Source organism: Solidesulfovibrio sp. DCME, from assembly GCF_049995385.1.
Classification (GTDB): domain Bacteria; phylum Desulfobacterota; class Desulfovibrionia; order Desulfovibrionales; family Desulfovibrionaceae; genus Solidesulfovibrio.
In genome coordinates this window covers 4,767,540-4,785,631 of sequence record NZ_CP188261.1, presented here as the reverse complement: position 1 = coordinate 4,785,631, position 18,092 = coordinate 4,767,540, and the positions used below count along the sequence as shown (strand labels likewise).

Below are 18,092 nucleotides of genomic sequence, written 5' to 3'. Positions count from 1 at the left end.
TCCCCAATACGATCGTATGGGAGAAGGGGTGTCGCACGGGGCGTCACAGCGCCCGTTGGAAGACGCGCTCCACCAGTTGCGCGTCCACCCGCACCGGGGCCAGGGGCAGGAGCATCCTGGCCAGGGACGAGCGCAAGGTCATGCGTGACAGCGCCGGCACGTCCGCGCCGGTGAAGTAGACGGACAGGCGCGGCGCAAGCCCGATGGCCGTCAGCCATTCCCCCAGTTTTTCCACCGCTTCCGCGGCTTCCCCGGGCACGCCCTTAAGCCCCGGCGCGATGGGCGCGAGCAGTTCGGCCAGGATCTCCGGCGCGGCCGGGTAGATCTCCCGCAACACCGCCGGCAGTAGCAGCCCCAACCCCTCGCCGTGGCTGATGTCGGCGTTGAGGGCGCTCATGGCGTGCTCCAGGGCGTGGGTGATGTGCAGCATCCCCCGGTCGTAGCTCATGCCGGCGATGGCCGAGGCGTAGAGCAGCCAGTAGCGGGCGGACAGGTTGCCGGGCTGGGCCAGGGCCGTGGGCAGGTAGGCGACGATGAGCCGCACGGCCTCCTTGGCCAGCACGATGGAATAGGGCGAGGCCGTCACGGCCGTGGCCGCTTCCAGGGCATGGCACAGGGCGTCGAGGCTGGTGAAGACGGTCTGGCGGGGCGGCAGGGACTGGGTGAGCCTGGGGTCCTCGATGGCGTAGGCCGGGTAGAGGTGGGGCGAGTGCAGGGCGGGCTTGTCCTCGCCGTCGGACTGGGCCACGGCGAAACAGTCGCATTCCGAGCCCGAGCCGTGGGTGGTGTTGACGGCGACCACGGGCAGGGCGCCGCTGATGGGCACGCCTTTTTCGTAGAAATCCGAAGCCTTGCGCACGGGATGGCGCAGCAGTGCCGCCGCGGTCTTGGCCGTGTCGATGGCGCTGCCGCCGCCGATGCCGAGCACGGCCTTGGCGCCCAGGGCCTTGCCGATCTTGGCCGCCGCCTCGCAGTTGGCATAGGTGGGGTTGGGGCGCACGCCGTCGTAGTGCTCGAAGGCCACCCGGCGCGAGAGCATGGGCAGGATGGAGTCCCAGGCGCCGCTGGCCTTGTAGGCCACGGGGTCGGTGACCACCAGGATGCGGTCCTGCCCGGCCGCGGCTAGGTCGGCCAGGATGCCGTCGAGGCGGGCAAGCGCGCCCAGGCCGAAATAGGTCGTCGGCCGCGTGGGTTGCAGGACGAACACCTTGTGGATGTCGATCTTGGCTTCCCAACCGCCCATGTTGCGCCTCCCATGCTCCGGTCCCGACAGGCCGCGGGACAGCCTGTCGCGAAAGGGGCCGATCAATTCCCGTGCCACATAGTTTTACATATTATTCCAGTAAATTAGGGAGTTGGTGCGCTGTCGGACGTGGCATAACACCCCGAAGGCGCCGTGAAACCCGAAGCCTGGGCCCCTGGCGGCTGCGCCAGGCGGCCGGGGCCGGGGTTTTTTGCGCATGGGTAAAAAAGAAACACGTTTGGACAAACATGGGAATATATGACCCGAGACCGGTCGCCTGCCCGTGGAGGGCCGACCAAACGCCCCGCCCATCCGGCGGCGGGGCGTCTGATCCCGGGAAAACCTACTTGGTGACGGTGGTGGAGCGGTTGACGTCGGCGCTGTTGCCTTGGGGGCCGGTGTAGGTGGTGGTGTTGGTCCAGGTCTTGGTGGCCGGGTCCCATTGGCCCTGGGCGGTCCGGTTGACGGAATTGTTGGCCGGCCCGGTGGCGGTGCCGCTGTGGGTGTAGCCGCCGGGGGTGGCGGTGGTGGTGGCGGCCCGGGAGGTGGTGGCGCCGTAGGGGCCGGTGGTGGTGCTGCCGGTGGACCAGGTCTTGGTGGCCGGATTGTACTGGCCGGCCGCATTGCGGGTGACGGTGTTGTTGCCTGGGCCGGTGGTGGTGGCGCTGCGGCTGTAGCCGCCGGGGGTGCGCACGGTGGTGGCCTGGTTGGTGACGGTGTTGTTGCCGGGGCCGGTCACCGTGGTCTTGCGGTTGAAGGCCTGGCATGGCGTGGCCAGGGCCAGGGCCAGGGCCAGGGTCATGAGGGCGGCGGGGCGCGAAACGGTCATGGGGCGTCTCCTTGGGTTTGGCACGACTGGGTTTGGGGGTCGCGCGCCAGGGGGCGCGGTGGTGTCATGGTAGTGTATTTGCCAGGATTGTGCCAGGCGGTTGGGAAATAAATTGGTCCGTATCGGCGCCGGGTTGGCTCGGGCACGAAAAAGGCCGCCCGGGGCGGCCTGGAGGAATCGCCGAAATACCGGCATTGCGACGGCGCGCGTCAGTGCATGCCTTCGGGCATCTTGCTCCCCATGGGCGGTTTTTTCATGATCCACATGAGCACGGCCAGGCCCAGGAAAAAAAGCCCCTGGGCATGGAAGACGTCGTAGAAGGCCATGGCGTTGGCCTGCTGGAGCATGAGCTTGTACAGGGCCGCCCCGGCCATCTGGGAGGCGTCGTAGACCCCGAGGAACTTGGTCCCGAGATAGGCTTTGATCTGCTCCAGGGCAGACTGGTAGCTCAGGTCGTAGGGCGTGAGGTTCTCGATGAGCCGGGCCTGGTGGAACTGGGCCCGCCGGGCCAGCAGGGTGGTGACGAAGGCCACGCCGAAGGAGCCGCCCAGGTTTCGCAGCAGGTTGAAGATAGCCGAGGCGTTGTTCATGCCTTCCTTGGGGATGTAGGCCATGGTCAGGTAGGACAGGGGCACGAAGAAAAAGGCGATGCCGATGGCCTGGATGTTGCGGGCGGTGATGGCCGTGCCGAGGTCGATGCCCAGGGTGAAGCCGGCCATGTTGAACAGCGAATAGGCGCTGACGAGCAAGCCGGTAAACAGGATGAACCGGGCGTCGATCTTCTGGGTCAGCTTGCCGACCACGGGCAGGATGACGAGCATGATCAGCCCCCCCGGCCCGAGCACCACGCCCGAGAGGAAGGCCGTGTAGCCCATGAGGTTTTGCAGGTAGAGCGGCAACAGCACGATGGCCCCGAAAAAGGCGAAAAAGCCGAAGAACATGACCACGTTGCCCGTGGCGAAGCTGCGGTCGGCGAAGACCTTGAGGTCGACGACGGGTTCCTTGCAAGTCAGCTCCCAGGCGATGAAGGCGGTCAGGCAGATGGCGGCGACGACCGACAGGGTCAGGATGAAGTTGTCGTTGAACCAGTCGTCCTGCTGGCCCTTGTCCAGCACGATCTGCAGGCAGCCAAGGCCCAGGCTTAAAAGGCCCAGGCCGATAACGTCCACGGAATCGCCGCGCTTGCGCCGCTCCAGGTAGTCCGGGTCCTTGATGTAGAGCCAGATGAGCCCCAGGGCCAGGACGCCCACGGGCACGTTGATGTTGAAGATCCAGCGCCAGGAGTAGTTGTCCGTGATGTAGCCGCCCAAAAGCGGCCCGAGGATGGGCCCGAGCACGGCGCCCATGGCGAAGATGGCCATGGCCAGGCCGCGTTCGCGCGGCGGATAGGCCTCGAGCAGGATGGCCTGGGACATGGGTTGCAGGCCGCCGCCGCCGATGCCCTGCACGATGCGGAAAAATACCAGCATGCCAAGGCTCGTGGCCAGGCCGCAGAGCATGGAGGCGACCGTGAAGACCACCACCGACAACAGCAGGTAGTTGCGCCGGCCGAAGACCTTGGAGAGAAAGCCGCTGATGGGGATGACGATGGCGTTGGACACGAGGTAGGAGGTCAGCACCCAGGTCACCTCGTCCTGGCCGGCCGAAAGGCTGCCCTGGATATGGCCCAGGGCCACGTTGGCGATGGAGGTGTCCAGGATCTCGATGAGTGTCGGCACCATGACCGCGATGGTGACGAGCCATTTGTTGGGGGCGCGTTCGGCCATGGCACTAGTCGGTGTGGATGGTGGGCACGACGCTCATGCCCAGGCGCAGTTTGGGCAGTTCGCCGTTTTCCTTGTCGAAGACGATCTTGACCGGGATGCGCTGCACGATCTTCACGTAGTTGCCCGAGGCGTTCTCCGTGGGGAAAAGCGAGAAGACCGAGCCCGTGCCGGCCATGATGGAATCGACCGTGCCGGTGATCTCGCGGCCGGGGTAGGTGTCCACCTCCATGGTCACGCGCTGGCCGGGGTGGACGTTTTTGAGCTGCGTTTCCTTGTAGTTGGCCGTGACCCACAATTCGTCCGGATCGAGCGGCACCACGGTCATCAGGGCCTGGCCGGCGGCGACCAGGCGGCCGGATTCGATCTGCTTTTTCGTGACATGCCCGGCCACGGGGGAAACGATGCGGGTATAGCCCAGGTTGAGCTCGGCCTGGCGGACCTTTTCCCGGGCCAGTTCCGCCCGGGCCTTCTGGGCGGCCGCTTCCTTGGTCTGGATCACGGCCTGGTCCTCGCCGGTCTTGGCCAGGTCGATCTGGGACTGGAGGCGCTTGATCTCGGCCTTGATGGATTCGAGGCCCCGGCCGGCGGCGGCGGCCTTGGCCATGGCGGCGCGCAGCTCGGCCTCGTGGCCCCGGCGCTTGTTCTCGATGTTGTCCAGGTCGGACTGGGAGACCACGTCCTTGTGGCGCAACTGGCTGATGCGGTTGAAATCGAGCTTGTCCTGGTCGAGCTGGGCCTGGATTTGGGCCACCAGCTCCTCGGCCGCGTCGCGTTCCTTGACGGCCTGGTCCAGGCCGCGTTGCTGGCTTTCCAACTGCGCCTTGGCCGAGTCGACCTTGGACGAGGTCTGGGACAGCTGCAGGGGTACGCCCAGGTCCTGGGCGGCCAGCTGGGACTCGGCCGCGGCCAGGTCGGCCTTGGCCTGGGCCAGGGCCACCTGGTAGTCCGTGGGGTCGAGCACCACCAGCACGTCGCCCGGGGCCACGAGCTGGTTGTCGGTCACGGGCACCTCGTTGACGTAGCCGGCCACGCGCGGGGTGATGGGGTGGACGCGGCCGTCGACGAAGGCGTCGTCGGTGGCGATCAGCGACCGGGTGTAGAGGTAGTAGCCGAAGCTGGCCAGCACCAGCACGGCCACGGCGGCCAGGGCGAGGCGCTTGCGGTTCGACGGCGGGCCCTCGGGCTTGTGCTTGGCGCGGAAGATGCGTTTCATGCGGGTTCCTCAGGGTTCGAGCAGAGTGTCCAGGCGCGCCTCGATGGTGCCGAGGATGCGCCGCAAGGTTTCGCTGTCCTGGTCGGGGACGTCGGCGAAGGCGGCGGCGGCATAGGCCCGCACCAGCGGGACGAGCCGTTCGACCAGGGCCCGGCCGGCCGGGGTGAGGGCGATGCGCTGGCTGCGACGGTCGTGGGGGTCGCGGCGGCGGGTCAGCAGTGCCTTGTCGGACAGCCTGTCCAGGATGCGGGTGATGGTGGTCTTGTCCTTGACCGTGCGCTCGCCCAGTTCGGCCTGGCTCAGGCCCGGGGCCTCGTAGAGGCGATAGAGCACGACCCACTGTTCCGGGGTCACGTCGTGGCCATGGGCCAAGAACGTCCGGCGCAACCCGATCTTGAGCCGGGCGGCGGTATGGCCGATGGCGTAGCCCACGGCGTTGTCCATGTCGAAGAAGAAGGGGGTGTCCATGTCATGGCCCATAAATAGTTGTCGCGCGGAAAATAGGCATGGCAACGAATTTGGTCAAGGGCAACCATCGGTCGGGCGCACCGGTGCCGCGGCGGGCGCGGAAGCGGTTGCCGCCGTGGGCGCCTTCTGTCAGGGTAGGGGATGAAAAATCGCGGGAGGCGGGCGTGAGGGAAGCGATCAAACGGCTGGCCGGGGCGGTGGCGGACATGGTGCACGGCAGGGATCATGCCCGGCCGCGCCTGACGGCCCTCGAAATCTTCAAATACGTGGGGCCGGGGCTGCTGGTCACGGTGGGGTTCATCGACCCGGGCAACTGGGCCTCCAACGTGGCCGCCGGCTCGGACTTCGGCTACACGCTGCTGTGGATGGTCACCCTGTCCACGGTGATGCTGATCATTTTGCAGCACAACGCCGCCCACCTGGGCATCGCCACCGGGCTTTGCCTGTCCGAGGCGGCCGTGAGGCACCTGCCCCGGCCGGTGGCGGTTTCGGCCCTGGGCACGGCCGTGGCCGCCGCGGTCTCCACGGCCCTGGCCGAACTGCTCGGCGGGGCCATCGCGCTGCGCATGCTCTTCGGCCTGCCCCTGCCCCTGGGGACCTGCCTGACCCTGGCCGTGGTGCTGTGGATGCTCTTTTCGAAGTCCTACCGGCGGCTCGAAAAATACATCATCGGCTTCGTGTCGCTTATCGGCCTGTCGTTCGTCTTCGAGCTCTCCCTGGTGCACATCGATTGGGGCCAGGCCCTGGTCGGCTGGGTCAAGCCCGCTTTGCCCGAGGGCTCGCTGCCCGTGGTCATGAGTGTGCTCGGGGCGGTGGTCATGCCGCACAACCTCTTTTTGCACTCGGAAGTCATCCAGAGCCGGCAGTGGAACCTGGATTCGCCGGAGATGATCCGCAAGCAACTCAAATACGAGTACCTGGACACGCTTTTTTCCATGCTGGTGGGCTTTTGCATCAACAGCGCCATGATATTGCTCGCGGCGGCGGCCTTTTTCAGCCACGGCCTGTCCGTGTCCGAGCTGGAACAGGCCAAGGAGCTGCTTTCGCCCATGGTGGGGCCGGCGGCCGGGCTTGTTTTCGCCATCAGCCTGCTGCTGGCCGGCGTGGCCTCGTCGGTGACGGCCGGCATGGCCGGGGGCAGCATCTTCGCCGGCATCTTCGGCGAACCTTACGACATCCACGACAGCCACTCCCGCCTGGGCGTGGTCATCACCCTGGTGGGCGCGGCCGTGGCCATCCTGTTCGTGGGCGATCCGCTCAAGGGGCTGATCTGGTCCCAGATCGCCCTGTCCATCCAGTTGCCCATCACCATCCTGCTGCAGATCGGCCTGACCTCGCGCCGCTCGGTCATGGGCCCCTACGTCAACCGGCCCTTCACCACGGCCGTGCTGGCCGTGGTGGCGGCGGTGGTCATCGCGCTCAACATCATGCTGCTCATCGAGGCCCTGGGCTAGGCCGGCGGCCAGGCGGGACGGGCCAGGGCGGACGCGAACCGGCGCTTCCCGCGCCCGGGCGCAGCAAGCCAAGCCAGCGAGGCCCCGCCGAGGGCTTGAGCCCGGCCCGGCCCGGCTGGCGAACAGCCCCCAAAAAAAACGCCGCCGCCCGGACTGGCCGGGCGGCGGCGCCTTCCCCTCATGAAAACGGAACTACATTTTGCCTTTCTTGGCCTTCTTGCCCATCTTGGCCGGGGCGGCCTTGTCCGGGCCGGGGTAGTTGGCGACCATGCCGCCCATCTTCATGCAGGCCTCGACCGTGGGGGTCATGGTGGTCTGGCCACCGACGTTGCACTGCCAGGTGGCCTTGGCGGCCTTCTTGGCGGCCTTGCCCTTGGCGAAGGCCGGGGCGGCGGACAGGACGAGCGTGAGCGCGGCAGCGAGCACGAGCAACTTTTTCATGGGTTCCCTCCTCGAACGGAACTGTTTTCGGTTGCATATAACGGCCCGATGGGGAGCGCAAGCAACGCAGCGCCGACAAGTTGGACGGACAGCGGCGGTTGCATGGCAGGGAAGACATGCAAGGCGGGACGGGAAAGCGGTTCCGGGAAATCCTTTCCCGTTGCTACATTATAAAAATGTAATGTGCTTCAGCCGCAGGGACGGGATGGCGCGGCAAGGGCGCAAACCCCGCCGCCGGGCTGCGGCCAAAAGGGGCGGACAGCCTCCGCCCTTGTGGCCTGTCGGCCCGACGCGCCCCAAAACACTGCCGCTGTTGCGTGCGGCGGCGATGGTGGGTGTTCCCGCGGCGGCCGGCGGAAAAGGCCGGTTCCCCGGGGAGGGGCGCCCTAGGCCGCGTCCTTGCGCAGGACCAGATAGATGGTGCTGGTCAGCAGGTCGTCGGCCGGATAGGCGCAGGCCAGTTCCGGAGGCGGGACGAATTCGGCCGACACCCGCACGGGCAGGGCCGCCAGCACCGTCAGGCCCGACGCCTGGGCGAAGTAGAGGAGCTGGCGCACCGTCAGGCGGTTGAGGTCCAGGAACTGCTCGAGGAGGTGCTTTTTAAACCCGGCGAAATCGTTGTGGACATAGAGCAGGTCGCCCTTGTCCGTGGCGTCGGCGCCGTCGTCGGCCGCGGCCGCCCGGGCCGTGAAGGCGGCCGTGCTCTCCAGCAGGTGGCCCCAGGGCCTGGGCGTCAGCCGGCGCAGGTGGGAGCCGAAGGGCGAATAGTAGAGCGGATCGATCTGGATGAGGCAATGCCCCCCCGGCCGCAATACCCGGCGCAGGGCGGCCAGGGCGGCCGGCACGTCGCGCAGGTGTTCGAACACGGACCAGGAATAGACCGCGTCGAAGGCCCCCGTGGCAAAGGGCAACTGCAAGTCGTCCGCCACCTGGACAAAGGACAGGTGCGGCGGCAAGGCCGGCAGATCGAGATTGGCCGTGGCCAGGGCCGCTAGATGGCGAAATGCGGGGTTGATGTCCACGCCGACCACGGCCCCCGGGCCGAGCCGGGACAAGCCCAGGGCGGTTATGCCGTCGCCGCAGCCGAAATCCAGGACGCGCGCCCCGGCCAGGGGCAGGCGCTCGGCCAGGAAGCCATGGACCATGCGGGCGGCGTGCTCGTAATGGCTCTCAAACCAGCTGTCCATGACGCCTCGGTACCGGTGGGATGTGTATCACCGGGCGGAGGTATCAGGAAGTGGCTCGAAAGTCATGCCCCGCAAGGCGCTTTCGTCCGGCGCGCCGCCGGGTCAGGGTGTGGCGGACTGGCGGGCCTGCTGCAGCTTGCGATAGGTTTCGCGGTCGAGCTCGTGCCTGAGGGATTCGGGGATGGGCGCGGCCTGGCGCGTTTTTCGTTCGGCCTTGGTGAGGCCGGGCCCGATGAGCCCGTCCGCGCTGTAATTGATGTTTTCCCAGTTGTTCTGGGCCGCAAGCGTTGTCTTGTCCTCCTCGGCCGGCTCGTCCGGATCGCAATGGATGCCGAACGACACGCCGGCCTCGATTTTTCCGTCCTGGTTCCAGTCGATGGCCGCGTTGGCGTCGTTGATGTTGACCTGCCGACAGGTCTGGTTGGCGTAGTAGTAGAACACCGTGCCGTAGCCGGCGACGCTGCCGGCCCCGGTCAGGCCGAGGGTTTCGTTGAGGTCCGTCTCGTTGAGCGCTGGCGTGTCCTGGCGCTGGTAATCGAACAGCAGCGGATGGCCCGCGTCGCCGAAGTGGCCGTCCTTGTACAGCCCGGTCATCTGGAAGGTGTAGCTCATGATGCTCAAGTAGTTGGGCTTGTAGTTGGTGTCGTCCGTGCCGCCGTGTTTGAGGCCCAGGCAGTGGCCCAGCTCGTGGATGAAGGTGCCGAGTTTCTCCCAGCTCGTGCCGCCGGTGGTGGGGAAGGTGCCCAGGGAGACGATGAAGTCCGTGGCCGGGATGTTGCGGGCCAGGCCGCTGGAACCGCTTTGCTGGTAGTCGTTGGCCCAGATCATGTACCGGTGGGACCGGGCCAGGGCCGCGTTGAAGTCGGTGTCGGCGTCCTTGAGGGCGTCGAAATCGGTCCACACCGAGGCGTCGTCCCCTTTCGTGCCGAGTTGCTCCTTGTAGGCCACCTGGTTTTTGAGCAGGGGGTGGATGGTGACGCCCTTGGTGCCGTCGGGGTTGTCCACCGGCGCGTTGGCGAAGACGGCCTTGATGTTGTCGATGACCGTCTGGTCCGGCGCCAGGCTGGTGCTGTCGGGCTTGACCATGTAGTCCATCCAGACGAACAGGTCCTTGTGCCAGGGGTCGGCCCCCATGGCCGGCAGGTCCACGAAGGTGCCGCCCTCGGTGTAGCCGCGCAGCTCCCACACGTCCGGCAGGCCGTCGCCGTCGGAATCCCGGCCAAGCGGGACGCCGGTGAGCGGGGCGATGAAAAGCGGCAGTTCGAAGTCCCCGCCGGCGGCCTGGCCGGGGCTGGGAAGGGTCAGGACGAGGCACAGGGCGGCAAGGGCGGCGAAAAAAGGGCTCATGGCGATCCTCTCGGAGGTTGGGGTGTCTGGACCGGGAGGTGAAAGCAGCCGTGGCGCTGCCGATGATGCGGGAATCGATACGGGAAAAAGGGATTGTTGACAATCCCGGTCCATTATGCCGCAGCCCGGGGACGGTGCGCCTGAACGATGTGTAACTTGCGGGACCAAAGGCGGCGTGTTCCTGTGCGCGAACAAGGGAGGCTTGCGTCCATGCCTCGCCCCGTCGCCGCGCCGGCCGGCCGCAAAGCGCGTCTGCCTTCGGTGGATGTCATCCGCGGCTTGGCCGTGGCCGGCATGATTTTGGCCAACAATCCCGGCGATCGCACCAGCGTTTTCGCGCCGTTGCGCCATGCCGCCTGGCATGGCCTGACCGTCGCGGATTGCGTGTTTCCGCTGTTTCTGTTCCTGGTCGGCGTATCCGTGGCCCTGGCCCTCGACCGGGAGGCGCCCGGCACCCGGGCGGTGTGGCCCAGGATCCTGCGGCGGGCCTGCCTGCTGTTTGCCTTGGGGCTTTTGGAAAACGCCTATCTGCGCCTGAGTTTCGAAAGCCTGCGCCTGCCGGGCGTGCTCCAACGCATCGCCCTCGTCTACCTGGCCGCGGCCTGGCTGCACCGGCGCCTTTGCGACCGGGGGCTCGCCGCGACCATCGCCGTCGTCCTTGGGGGCTACTGGCTGCTGCTGGCCTGGGTCCCGGTGCCGGGCCTTGGCCGGCCGAGCCTGGACAGCGGGGCCAACCTGCAGGGCTACGTGGACCAGCTGGTCCTTGGCAGCCACATCTGGAAGGCCGGCACGACCTGGGACCCCGAGGGCGTGCTGTCCACCTTTCCGGCCGTGGCCCTGGGGCTTGGCGGCGTGCTGGCCGGGCGCTGGCTGCGCCGGGGCGGACGGGGCGCCGGCCGCGTCGCCGCCCTGGGCCTTGGGGCGCTGGCGGCGGGCTTGGCCTGGACGGCCGTCTTGCCGCTCAACAAATCGCTTTGCACGAGTTCCTTCGTACTGGTCCTCGGCGGCGGGGCGACGGTGCTGCTGGCCGCCTGCCATGCGGCCCTCGACGGCCGGCCGCGCCTGCCACGGGCGGTGGCGCCCCTGGCCGTCCTGGGCACCAATGCGCTGCCTGTGTATATCGGGGCCTCGTTTGTGGCCTCGACCCTGCGCCACATCACCTTTCCCGATGGCCGGGGCGGGCTGGTCAACACCCAGACCGCCCTGTTCCGGCTGCTGTTTTCCGGCTGGCCGGACCCGGAGTGGGCCTCGCTTGCCTGGGCGGTTCTGTTTTTGGCCTGCCTGTACCTGCCGGCCTGGCTCCTTTACCGCCGACGCATCGTGTTGACGGCCTGAGGCACCGTTTTTTTCTGGCGCCCGGCCGTCGCTTCTTTTACAGTCTGGCCGCCCGCAGCCTGTCGGCCAAGGAGGCCACCATGCGTCCCGTGTTCGTGCTCATGGCCATGCTGTTGCTGTCCCTTGCCCTCATGGACCCGTCGTTTGCCGGGCGCACGCCGTTCGTTTTCGGCCTGCTGCTGGTCGGCCCGGCCAACGACAAAGGGTACAGCCAGGCCCAGTACGAAGGCGGCAAATACGTCGAGGCCCACCTGCCCGAGGCGAAAATGCTCTACCTCGACAAGGTCAATCCGGCCGACCGGCCCGGGCTGACCATTCCCCAGGTGGTGGACGACATGGCCGCCAAGGGGGCCCGGCTGATCCTGGCCGGCTCCGACGATATGCGCGACGGCATCCTCGAAGCCGCCGCCCAGCACCCCGAGCTGGCCTTCGTCCACATCTCCGGCGACGACGCGCTCATGGGCAAGGCCCCAAAAAACCTGGGCAACCTGTTCGCCAAAATCGAATACGCCAAGATGCTGGCCGGGTTCGCGGCGGGCATGACCACGAAGACCGGGAAAATCGGCTACCTGGGGCCGCTGGTCAACGCCGAGACCCGGCGGGTGGCCAACGCCGCCTACCTCGGCGCCCGCTACGCCTGGGAGAAGGTGCGCGGCCAAAAGCCCGACGACCTGACCTTCAAGGTGGCCTGGATCGGCTTCTGGTTCAACATCCCGGGGGTGACGGCCGACCCCAACCAGGTGGCCGGCTCGTTTTTCGACCAGGGCTGCGACGTGGTCATCTCCGGCCTCGACGCGCCCGAGGCCCTGGTCGTGGCCGGGGCGCGGCGCAAGGCCGGCGCCGACGTGTACGCCCTGCCCTACGTCTACCGGCCGGCCTGCGCCATGGCGCCCGAGGCCTGCCTGGGCGTGCCCTATTTCAACTGGGGGCCGCCGTTTCTGGCCGTGGCCCGGGAGGTGGCGGCCGGGGCCTACAAGCCGTCCTTCCTCTGGCTGGCCCCGTATTTCGCGGCCATAAACGACCCGGACAAAAGCCCGGTGGGCTTCGAGCCCGGGCCGGGGCTCCCGGCCCCGGCCCGCAAGGCCCTGGAGCGGTTCACGGCGGGGCTCGGCTCGGGGGAAATCGACCCCTACGCCGGGCCGCTGTTCTACCAGGACGGTTCGGTCTTCGTGCCGGCCGGCCATTCGGCCAGTGAACGCGAGCAGTGGTTTTGCCCAAGGCTCCTTTGGGGCATGGAGGGCGACAGCGCGGCCAAATAACCGGCGGCGCCGCCGGGCGGCCGCCGTTTCGAGGACGGTTGACATTCGGGACATGCGCCAGCATGTTCGACCACAAGCGAATCCAGTTTGGCGTGTCCGTGGCGGCGTCGGCCGGAGGTCTGGCGACCGGGCGGCAGGGGCGTATCGCAAGCATCGGCGCGCACGTCGTGGAGAATGATCATGCGATGCCTTCTTTTGTTTCTGCTTGTCGCGCTGTGCCCCCTGCCCGCCCTGGCCCAGGACGGCAACGCGACGCTCGTGTACGCGGTCAACAGCGGCGACAGCCGGCAGGAAACGGCCAGCGTCAACGGCTGGTCCTACACGGCCCGTTCGGGCTCGGCCTACGCCAACGTGAGCGACTCGAGTTTCCAGGCCCTTTCCTATGATTCCCAGGGCCGGCTCGCGTCCTATACCGTCAACGGCCAGCAGCATTATATTGTGTACACGGACGATGCCAGCGGCCAGGTCCGCAGCATCGTCTCCACCGCCGCCCAGCAAACCGTCAACACCCTCAATCTCCTGGCCAGCCAGCGGGCCATCGACCGCTCCATCTTCGACCGCCTGTTCACCACCCTGGTCACCAACCGCCTGGGCGGCCGGGGCCTGGCCGCCGGGGACGAGCCGTCCGGCTCCCTGGCCGCCTGGGTCGACGGCTCGTTTACCCTGCAAGGCAGTTCCAAGGCCGGCTCCCAGAACGCCTCCAACCAGTACATGATCCTGGCCGGCCTGGACCGCACGGCCTCCGAGCGCCTGACCTACGGCATAAGCGCCGGGTTCAACCGCAACAACACCACCTACCACGTGGCCAAGGGCGGCGACCAGCAGGACGATTACTTCCTGCTCAACCCCTATGTCGGCCTCAACCTCTTCGGCAATGCCTTCCTGGGCCTGCAGGCCGGGCTCAAGTACGGCCGCACGAGCCTGACCGGCAAAACCAACACCGACTACCAGTCCCTGACAGCCTCGGCAGGGGCCTTCGCCACCTATGCCTTCCTGTGGGACAGGTTCCTGTTCAACCCCACGGTCGGCTACACCTACAGCTCCCGCACCGCCTACGCCGACGGCGTGGAGGGCAGTGCCTTGGGCCTGCTCAAGGCCGGGGGGCGCCTGACCTGGCAATCCGAGAAGCTCATTCCCTACCTCGACCTGGCCTACAACTACGATACGGTGGGCCAGGCCGGCGGCCAGCGCAGCGACATGCTCGGCACGGTCGGCCTGGATTTCCTGCCCAGCCCCAAGTGGCGCGTCAGTGCCTTCGTCTCCAACACGTTTTTCCGGGACCAGGAATACGCCACCACCTTCGACCTGAACCTGCGTTACTGCTTCTAGCCGGGAGGTCCCATGCCACGGCCCCGCCCCGTCCGCCGCGTCCTTGGCGTCCTCGCCGGCCTCGTTGCCGGCCTCGCCGCCTGCCTGGCGCTTTTTGCCGCCCCGGCCCGGGCGGCCGGCCCGGAGCAGGCCGGCCTGGTCACGGCCATCGAGGGGCAGGCCCTGGCCACGGGACGCGACGGCGTGCGCCGGGCCCTGGCCCTGGAATCCCCGGTCCGGGTGGGCGACAGCCTGGAAACGGGTGCCGACGGCGCCTTGCAGGTCACCCTTCAGGACGGCACGGCCATCACCATGCAGGCCTCGGGCCGCCTGGAAATCAACGACTTCCTCTACAAGGACCAACAGCCCGGGGCCATGGCCATGGCCGTGACCTTCCTCACCGGCGTGTGCCGGCTGGTCACCGGCGAAATCGTCAAGCACAACCCCGAGCGCTACAAGGTCAATTCGCCCTATGCCTCCATCGGCATACGCGGCACGGAGATCGGCTCGCGCGTAACGGCCGACGGCCAGCTCGTGGCCCTGCTGTCGGGCTCGCCCATCACTGTCACGGGAAAAAGCGGCGAGGCCCGGCTGATCGCCCAGGCCGATTTCGGCGTGGACGCGGCCAAGGGCGCGCCGCTGTCCGCCCCCCGTCCCCTGACCGAGGAGGAAAAGCGGCTGTTCGCCCGGCGCGTCTTCCGCAGCCAGATGGACAGCCAGCGCCTCCAGATGCTGCTGCAATCCAACCGGCCCATCTTCCGGCCGGGGCGTTTCTAGCGGCCTGTCCGGGCCATCCGCGCAATCGGACGCCCGGGCGCCCCGGCAACCCCGCCGCGATCCGTCCGGGAGGCCGGAGGCTTTCCTTACGGCCATCCCCGGCGATCCTTCTCCCTCGGTTCAGGCAGGAGCCTGCCCGGTCTTGTCCATCGTCACGGCGCGTCATGGGGCGGCCCGTGTCCGGCCTCCTTGCGGCCCGTGCCGGTTGGTCAGGGCCGGTCCGGGGGCGTCGACGGCGGCAGGCCGGGGACGAGGGCCGGCCAGGCCGCGGCCAGGCCGTCGTGGTGGCCCGCCCCCTCGATGACCAGGCAGCGGGCGTCGGCCCCGGCCGGCAGGCGCGCCAGGAAACGCTCACACAGCCAGGGCGGCGTATTGCGGTCGTTCGATCCGGCGTAGTGCGCCTGGGGGATGTGGGCCACGGCGGCGGCCGCTTCGGCCGGGTTGCGGGACGCGGCCAGGGGCGGCACATGGTGCAGGGCCGTCCAGGCCTCGGTGTCGAGGTTGGCGGCAACGGTCGCGAGGCCGGTCACGTCCGGGCGCCCGGCGGCCAGCAGCACGGCCAGGGCGCCGCCGCCGGAATAGCCCACCAGGCGCAGGCTCGTGGCGCCAAGGGCCGTCTTGGCCGCGTCCAGGGCGGCGTCGAGGCAGGCCAGGGCCTGGGGGCCGTAGCGGGCCGTGGTCCACAGGGCCAGGTCGCAGCCGGCCAGGGCCTCGGGCGGCAGGTACTGGCCCGGCCGGGCCAGGTAGGCGACCTTTTGCCCGGGGTCGAGGCCGGCCAGGCGCAGGGCCAGCGGATCGGCCGGGGTCGGGTCGTTGGCCGGGGTGAAGCGGTCGCTGTAGGCCTGGCCGTCGCCTTCGATGTAGACGGTCAGCGTCTGGCCGGGGCCGTTTCTGGCGTAGGCGGCCAGGGGCGGGCGGCAGGCCGGGCCCGTGTCCAGGATCAGGGGTCGCAACCGGCCGGAGGCGGCCAGGGCTTCGGCCGCTTGGCGCCGGGCGGCCCCGGACGGCACCCCGGCGCAGCCGGCCAGGGCCACGGCAAGGGCCAGGGCCAGGAGGGCGACCTTCCGGTATCGCCCCGGGCCACGGCCCCGCGGCGCCCCTATAGGCCAACCCCTCATGAACATTCCCTTCGGGGGCGAGGCAAGCGTTGGGCTAGGCCGAGGCACGGTGGCGGCCCCCTACCGGTTGCGCGGTTCGTACACCCCGTCCCAGTCCTCGGGCGGCGGCGCAAGGGCCAGTTCCCGGGAGCGGGCCGCGAAAAGGGCGTAGCGCCGGCGGCCGTAGCCCGTGGCCAGGGCCTGGTAGACCGTTGCGGCCTCGGAAAACCGCCTGGCCGTGTACAGGCCCCTGGCCTCCCGGGCCGTATCGAATTCCGCTTCCCCGGCGGCGTACTCGACCGGGGTGCGGACGGTGAAGATGGTGACCGGCCGCCGCTTGCCCTTGACCCGCACCACATCGATCTCCTCGAACACGAATTCCCCGTTGTCCTCCTCCCGCAGGCTGTCCGTGACCAGCAGGCGCACCCCGTAGACCTTGGTCAGGCCTTCCAGCCGGGCGCACAGGTTCACGGCGTCGCCGATGACCGTGTAGTCGAACAGGTCCTTGGTGCCGAAATTGCCCACCCGGACCACGCCGCAATGCAGGCCGATGCCGGCCTTGATGGCCAGGCCGAAGCTGGCCTTGAACCGGGGGTTGAGCCGGTCCAGTTCGTCGCGCATGGCCAGGGCCGCCCGCATGGCCAGGGTGCGGTGGCCGGGCACGTGCACCGGCGCGTTCCAAAAGGCCATGATGGCGTCGCCGATGAGCTTGTCGAGGGTGCCCATGTGGGCGGTGATGATGCCGGTCATGGGCGTGAAATAGCCCTGGAGCAGGTTGACCACCTGGGTCGGGGCGAGGTTCTCGGACAGGGTGGAAAAACCCCGCACGTCGGAAAAAAGGATGGTGATCTCGCGCTCTTCGCCCGAAAGGGCCAGAGCCTGGCGGTTGGCCACGATGCGCGAAACCACGGCCGGCGAGACGTAGCGGGAGAATGCCCCGTGCAGGAAGCGTTTTTGCCGCTCCTCGCGCCAGAATTTGAGGAACGTCAGGGCTGTGAAATTGGCCGCCAGCACGAGCAGCGGCCCCAGGGGGGACAGGAAGATCCCCTGGCCGAGCAGCGCCGCCGCGCCGTACCAGACCCCGGCGGCCAGGGCCGCGAACGGCGCCAGCAGCGCCAGGGCGCCGGTGACGGCCAAAAGCGCCGCGGACAGCAGGCCGGCCAGGCACAGGGCGAGCAGTTCCGCGCCCAGGGCCCAGTCCGGGCGGTAGAGGAAATCCCCGCCCACGAGCATGTCGGCGATGGTGGCATGGACCTCCACCCCGGGCATGGCCTGGTCCAGTGGGCTGGCCCGCAGGTCGTGCAGGCCCGCCGCCGAGGCGCCGATGAACACGATCCTGCCGGCCAGGTCGGCTTCCCGGGCCCGTTCGGCCAGGACGTCGGCGGCGCTTACGCGGGGAAAGCTGCCACCCGGCCCCCGGTAGTTGATGAGCAGCAGGCCCGAGGCGTCCAGGGGGACGACCCGCTGGCCCAGGGACTCGCTTTTGAGCGTGAGCGAGGCCAGGCCGCCCGAGGTGGCGCGGACCGTGATGTCGCGCACGCCGTAAGCCTCCATCACCGTGGCCAGGGCCAGGCTCGGGTAGACCTTGCCGTCATAGCCGGCCAGTAGCGGGCAACGGCGCAGGATGCCGTCGGCGTCGGGCACGATGTTGAAAAAGCCGGCCCCGGGCGCGGCGGCCAACAGCCGGGGCAGGGGGCAGACCGGCCAGGCCGGCCGCACCAGGCTGTCCGCCAGGGGGGCGGCCCCGGGGGCGCTCTGCACGGCCAGGCGCAGGGCCGGCAGGGGGCAGGTGCCCTGCGGCCTGGCCCCCAGGCCGGCCTTCTGGGGGAATTCGAAGAAATAGCCGAGGACAAAGGGGCCTTGGCGCAGCACGTCGGCCAGGACCTGGTCATAGTCGCGCAGGGCCTCGGGCAGCCCGGTCACGGCGGCCTCGATGTGCAGGTCCCGCCACAACTGCTCGACCACGGCCCGGGGCGAGGCCCGGTCCGGCTCGGCCAGGAGCATGTCCAGGCCGATGGCCCGGCTGCCAAGGTTCTTGAGCCGGGTCAACAGCAGGGCCAGGCGGTAGCGGGGCCAGGGCCATTGGCCGAAGGCGGCCAGGCTCGCCTCGTCGATGTCCACCACCACCGGCAGGTTGCCGGCCGCGCCGAAGCGCTGGTGCCTGGACAGTTCGTCGGAGAGCTTGAGGTCCTGGTAGGCCAGCCAGCCGGGCCGGGCCAGGCACAAGACGGCCACCAGCGCCGTGACGCCAAGGCCGGCCACGAACACGCCGGCCTTGCCGCCAAGGGGCCGCAGGATTGCGGAGAGGCGCGAGGGCTGGCCGTTGGCTGCGGTGTCGGGCATGGCGTATCCGCAAGGGGTTTGGTGT

General features: G+C 68.6%; 15 protein-coding genes. 5 read left to right on the top strand and 10 right to left on the bottom strand.

The window, feature by feature from the left end:
- Nucleotides 1-43: 43 nt before the first annotated feature.
- The 5 genes from ACP59X_RS21295 to ACP59X_RS21275 form a co-directional block, all read right to left on the bottom strand.
- Entirely contained in the window at nucleotides 44-1,243 is a 1,200-nt protein-coding gene (locus tag ACP59X_RS21295) for an iron-containing alcohol dehydrogenase (RefSeq protein WP_428562400.1), read from the bottom strand.
- Nucleotides 1,244-1,586: 343 nt separating this feature from the next.
- The gene (locus ACP59X_RS21290) at nucleotides 1,587-2,072 is read right to left on the bottom strand and encodes a hypothetical protein (protein ID WP_428562398.1); all 486 of its coding nucleotides are present in this window, start codon (nucleotides 2,070-2,072) and stop codon (nucleotides 1,587-1,589) included.
- Nucleotides 2,073-2,281: 209 nt separating this feature from the next.
- Nucleotides 2,282-3,838, bottom strand: a complete 1,557-nt coding sequence (locus ACP59X_RS21285) for a DHA2 family efflux MFS transporter permease subunit (RefSeq protein WP_428562396.1) — start codon at nucleotides 3,836-3,838, stop codon at nucleotides 2,282-2,284.
- Between the two features lie 4 nt (nucleotides 3,839-3,842).
- On the bottom strand, nucleotides 3,843-5,051 hold the full coding sequence (locus ACP59X_RS21280; protein ID WP_428562394.1) for an HlyD family secretion protein: 1,209 nt from the start codon (nucleotides 5,049-5,051) through the stop codon (nucleotides 3,843-3,845).
- Between the two features lie 9 nt (nucleotides 5,052-5,060).
- Nucleotides 5,061-5,519: a MarR family winged helix-turn-helix transcriptional regulator gene (locus tag ACP59X_RS21275; protein WP_428562392.1), complete on the bottom strand. Its 459-nt coding sequence runs from the start codon at nucleotides 5,517-5,519 to the stop codon at nucleotides 5,061-5,063.
- A 206-nt stretch (nucleotides 5,520-5,725) separates the two neighbouring features.
- On the opposite strand from ACP59X_RS21275, the gene ACP59X_RS21270 reads away from it, so the two are divergent.
- Entirely contained in the window at nucleotides 5,726-6,973 is a 1,248-nt protein-coding gene (locus ACP59X_RS21270; RefSeq protein WP_428569995.1) for an Nramp family divalent metal transporter, read from the top strand.
- 192 nt (nucleotides 6,974-7,165) lie between these two features.
- Here the strand turns inward: ACP59X_RS21270 and ACP59X_RS21265 are convergent, their stop codons facing one another.
- The 3 genes from ACP59X_RS21265 to ACP59X_RS21255 form a co-directional block, all read right to left on the bottom strand.
- On the bottom strand, nucleotides 7,166-7,414 hold the full coding sequence (locus tag ACP59X_RS21265) for a hypothetical protein (protein ID WP_428562390.1): 249 nt from the start codon (nucleotides 7,412-7,414) through the stop codon (nucleotides 7,166-7,168).
- Nucleotides 7,415-7,800: 386 nt separating this feature from the next.
- Nucleotides 7,801-8,601 (bottom strand): class I SAM-dependent methyltransferase, encoded by an 801-nt coding sequence (locus ACP59X_RS21260; RefSeq protein WP_428562388.1) that lies wholly within the window; start codon nucleotides 8,599-8,601, stop codon nucleotides 7,801-7,803.
- A gap of 102 nt (nucleotides 8,602-8,703) precedes the next feature.
- A complete protein-coding gene (locus ACP59X_RS21255) occupies nucleotides 8,704-9,948 on the bottom strand; it encodes a hypothetical protein (protein ID WP_428562386.1) in 1,245 nt (414 codons plus the stop codon).
- Between the two features lie 210 nt (nucleotides 9,949-10,158).
- Between ACP59X_RS21255 and ACP59X_RS21250 the strand changes: the two genes are divergently transcribed.
- The 4 genes from ACP59X_RS21250 to ACP59X_RS21235 all read left to right on the top strand — a co-directional run bounded on the left by ACP59X_RS21250 (nucleotide 10,159) and on the right by ACP59X_RS21235 (nucleotide 14,627).
- Complete coding sequence (locus ACP59X_RS21250; protein WP_428562384.1) at nucleotides 10,159-11,283, top strand: acyltransferase family protein; 1,125 nt, start codon at nucleotides 10,159-10,161, stop codon at nucleotides 11,281-11,283.
- 101 nt (nucleotides 11,284-11,384) lie between these two features.
- Nucleotides 11,385-12,542: a BMP family lipoprotein gene (locus tag ACP59X_RS21245; protein ID WP_428569990.1), complete on the top strand. Its 1,158-nt coding sequence runs from the start codon at nucleotides 11,385-11,387 to the stop codon at nucleotides 12,540-12,542.
- 180 nt (nucleotides 12,543-12,722) lie between these two features.
- Nucleotides 12,723-13,871 carry an autotransporter domain-containing protein gene (locus ACP59X_RS21240; RefSeq protein ID WP_428562382.1) on the top strand — a complete coding sequence of 383 codons (1,149 nt, stop codon included), beginning with the start codon at nucleotides 12,723-12,725 and terminating at the stop codon, nucleotides 13,869-13,871.
- A 12-nt stretch (nucleotides 13,872-13,883) separates the two neighbouring features.
- Nucleotides 13,884-14,627: a FecR family protein gene (locus tag ACP59X_RS21235; RefSeq protein WP_428562380.1), complete on the top strand. Its 744-nt coding sequence runs from the start codon at nucleotides 13,884-13,886 to the stop codon at nucleotides 14,625-14,627.
- Between the two features lie 209 nt (nucleotides 14,628-14,836).
- Here the strand turns inward: ACP59X_RS21235 and ACP59X_RS21230 are convergent, their stop codons facing one another.
- Both ACP59X_RS21230 and ACP59X_RS21225 read right to left on the bottom strand, forming a co-directional pair.
- Nucleotides 14,837-15,745 carry an alpha/beta fold hydrolase gene (locus tag ACP59X_RS21230; RefSeq protein WP_428562378.1) on the bottom strand — a complete coding sequence of 303 codons (909 nt, stop codon included), beginning with the start codon at nucleotides 15,743-15,745 and terminating at the stop codon, nucleotides 14,837-14,839.
- 60 nt (nucleotides 15,746-15,805) lie between these two features.
- Nucleotides 15,806-18,067, bottom strand: coding sequence for a CHASE2 domain-containing protein (locus ACP59X_RS21225; protein ID WP_428562376.1), 2,262 nt, complete (start codon nucleotides 18,065-18,067; stop codon nucleotides 15,806-15,808).
- Nucleotides 18,068-18,092 lie beyond the last annotated feature (25 nt).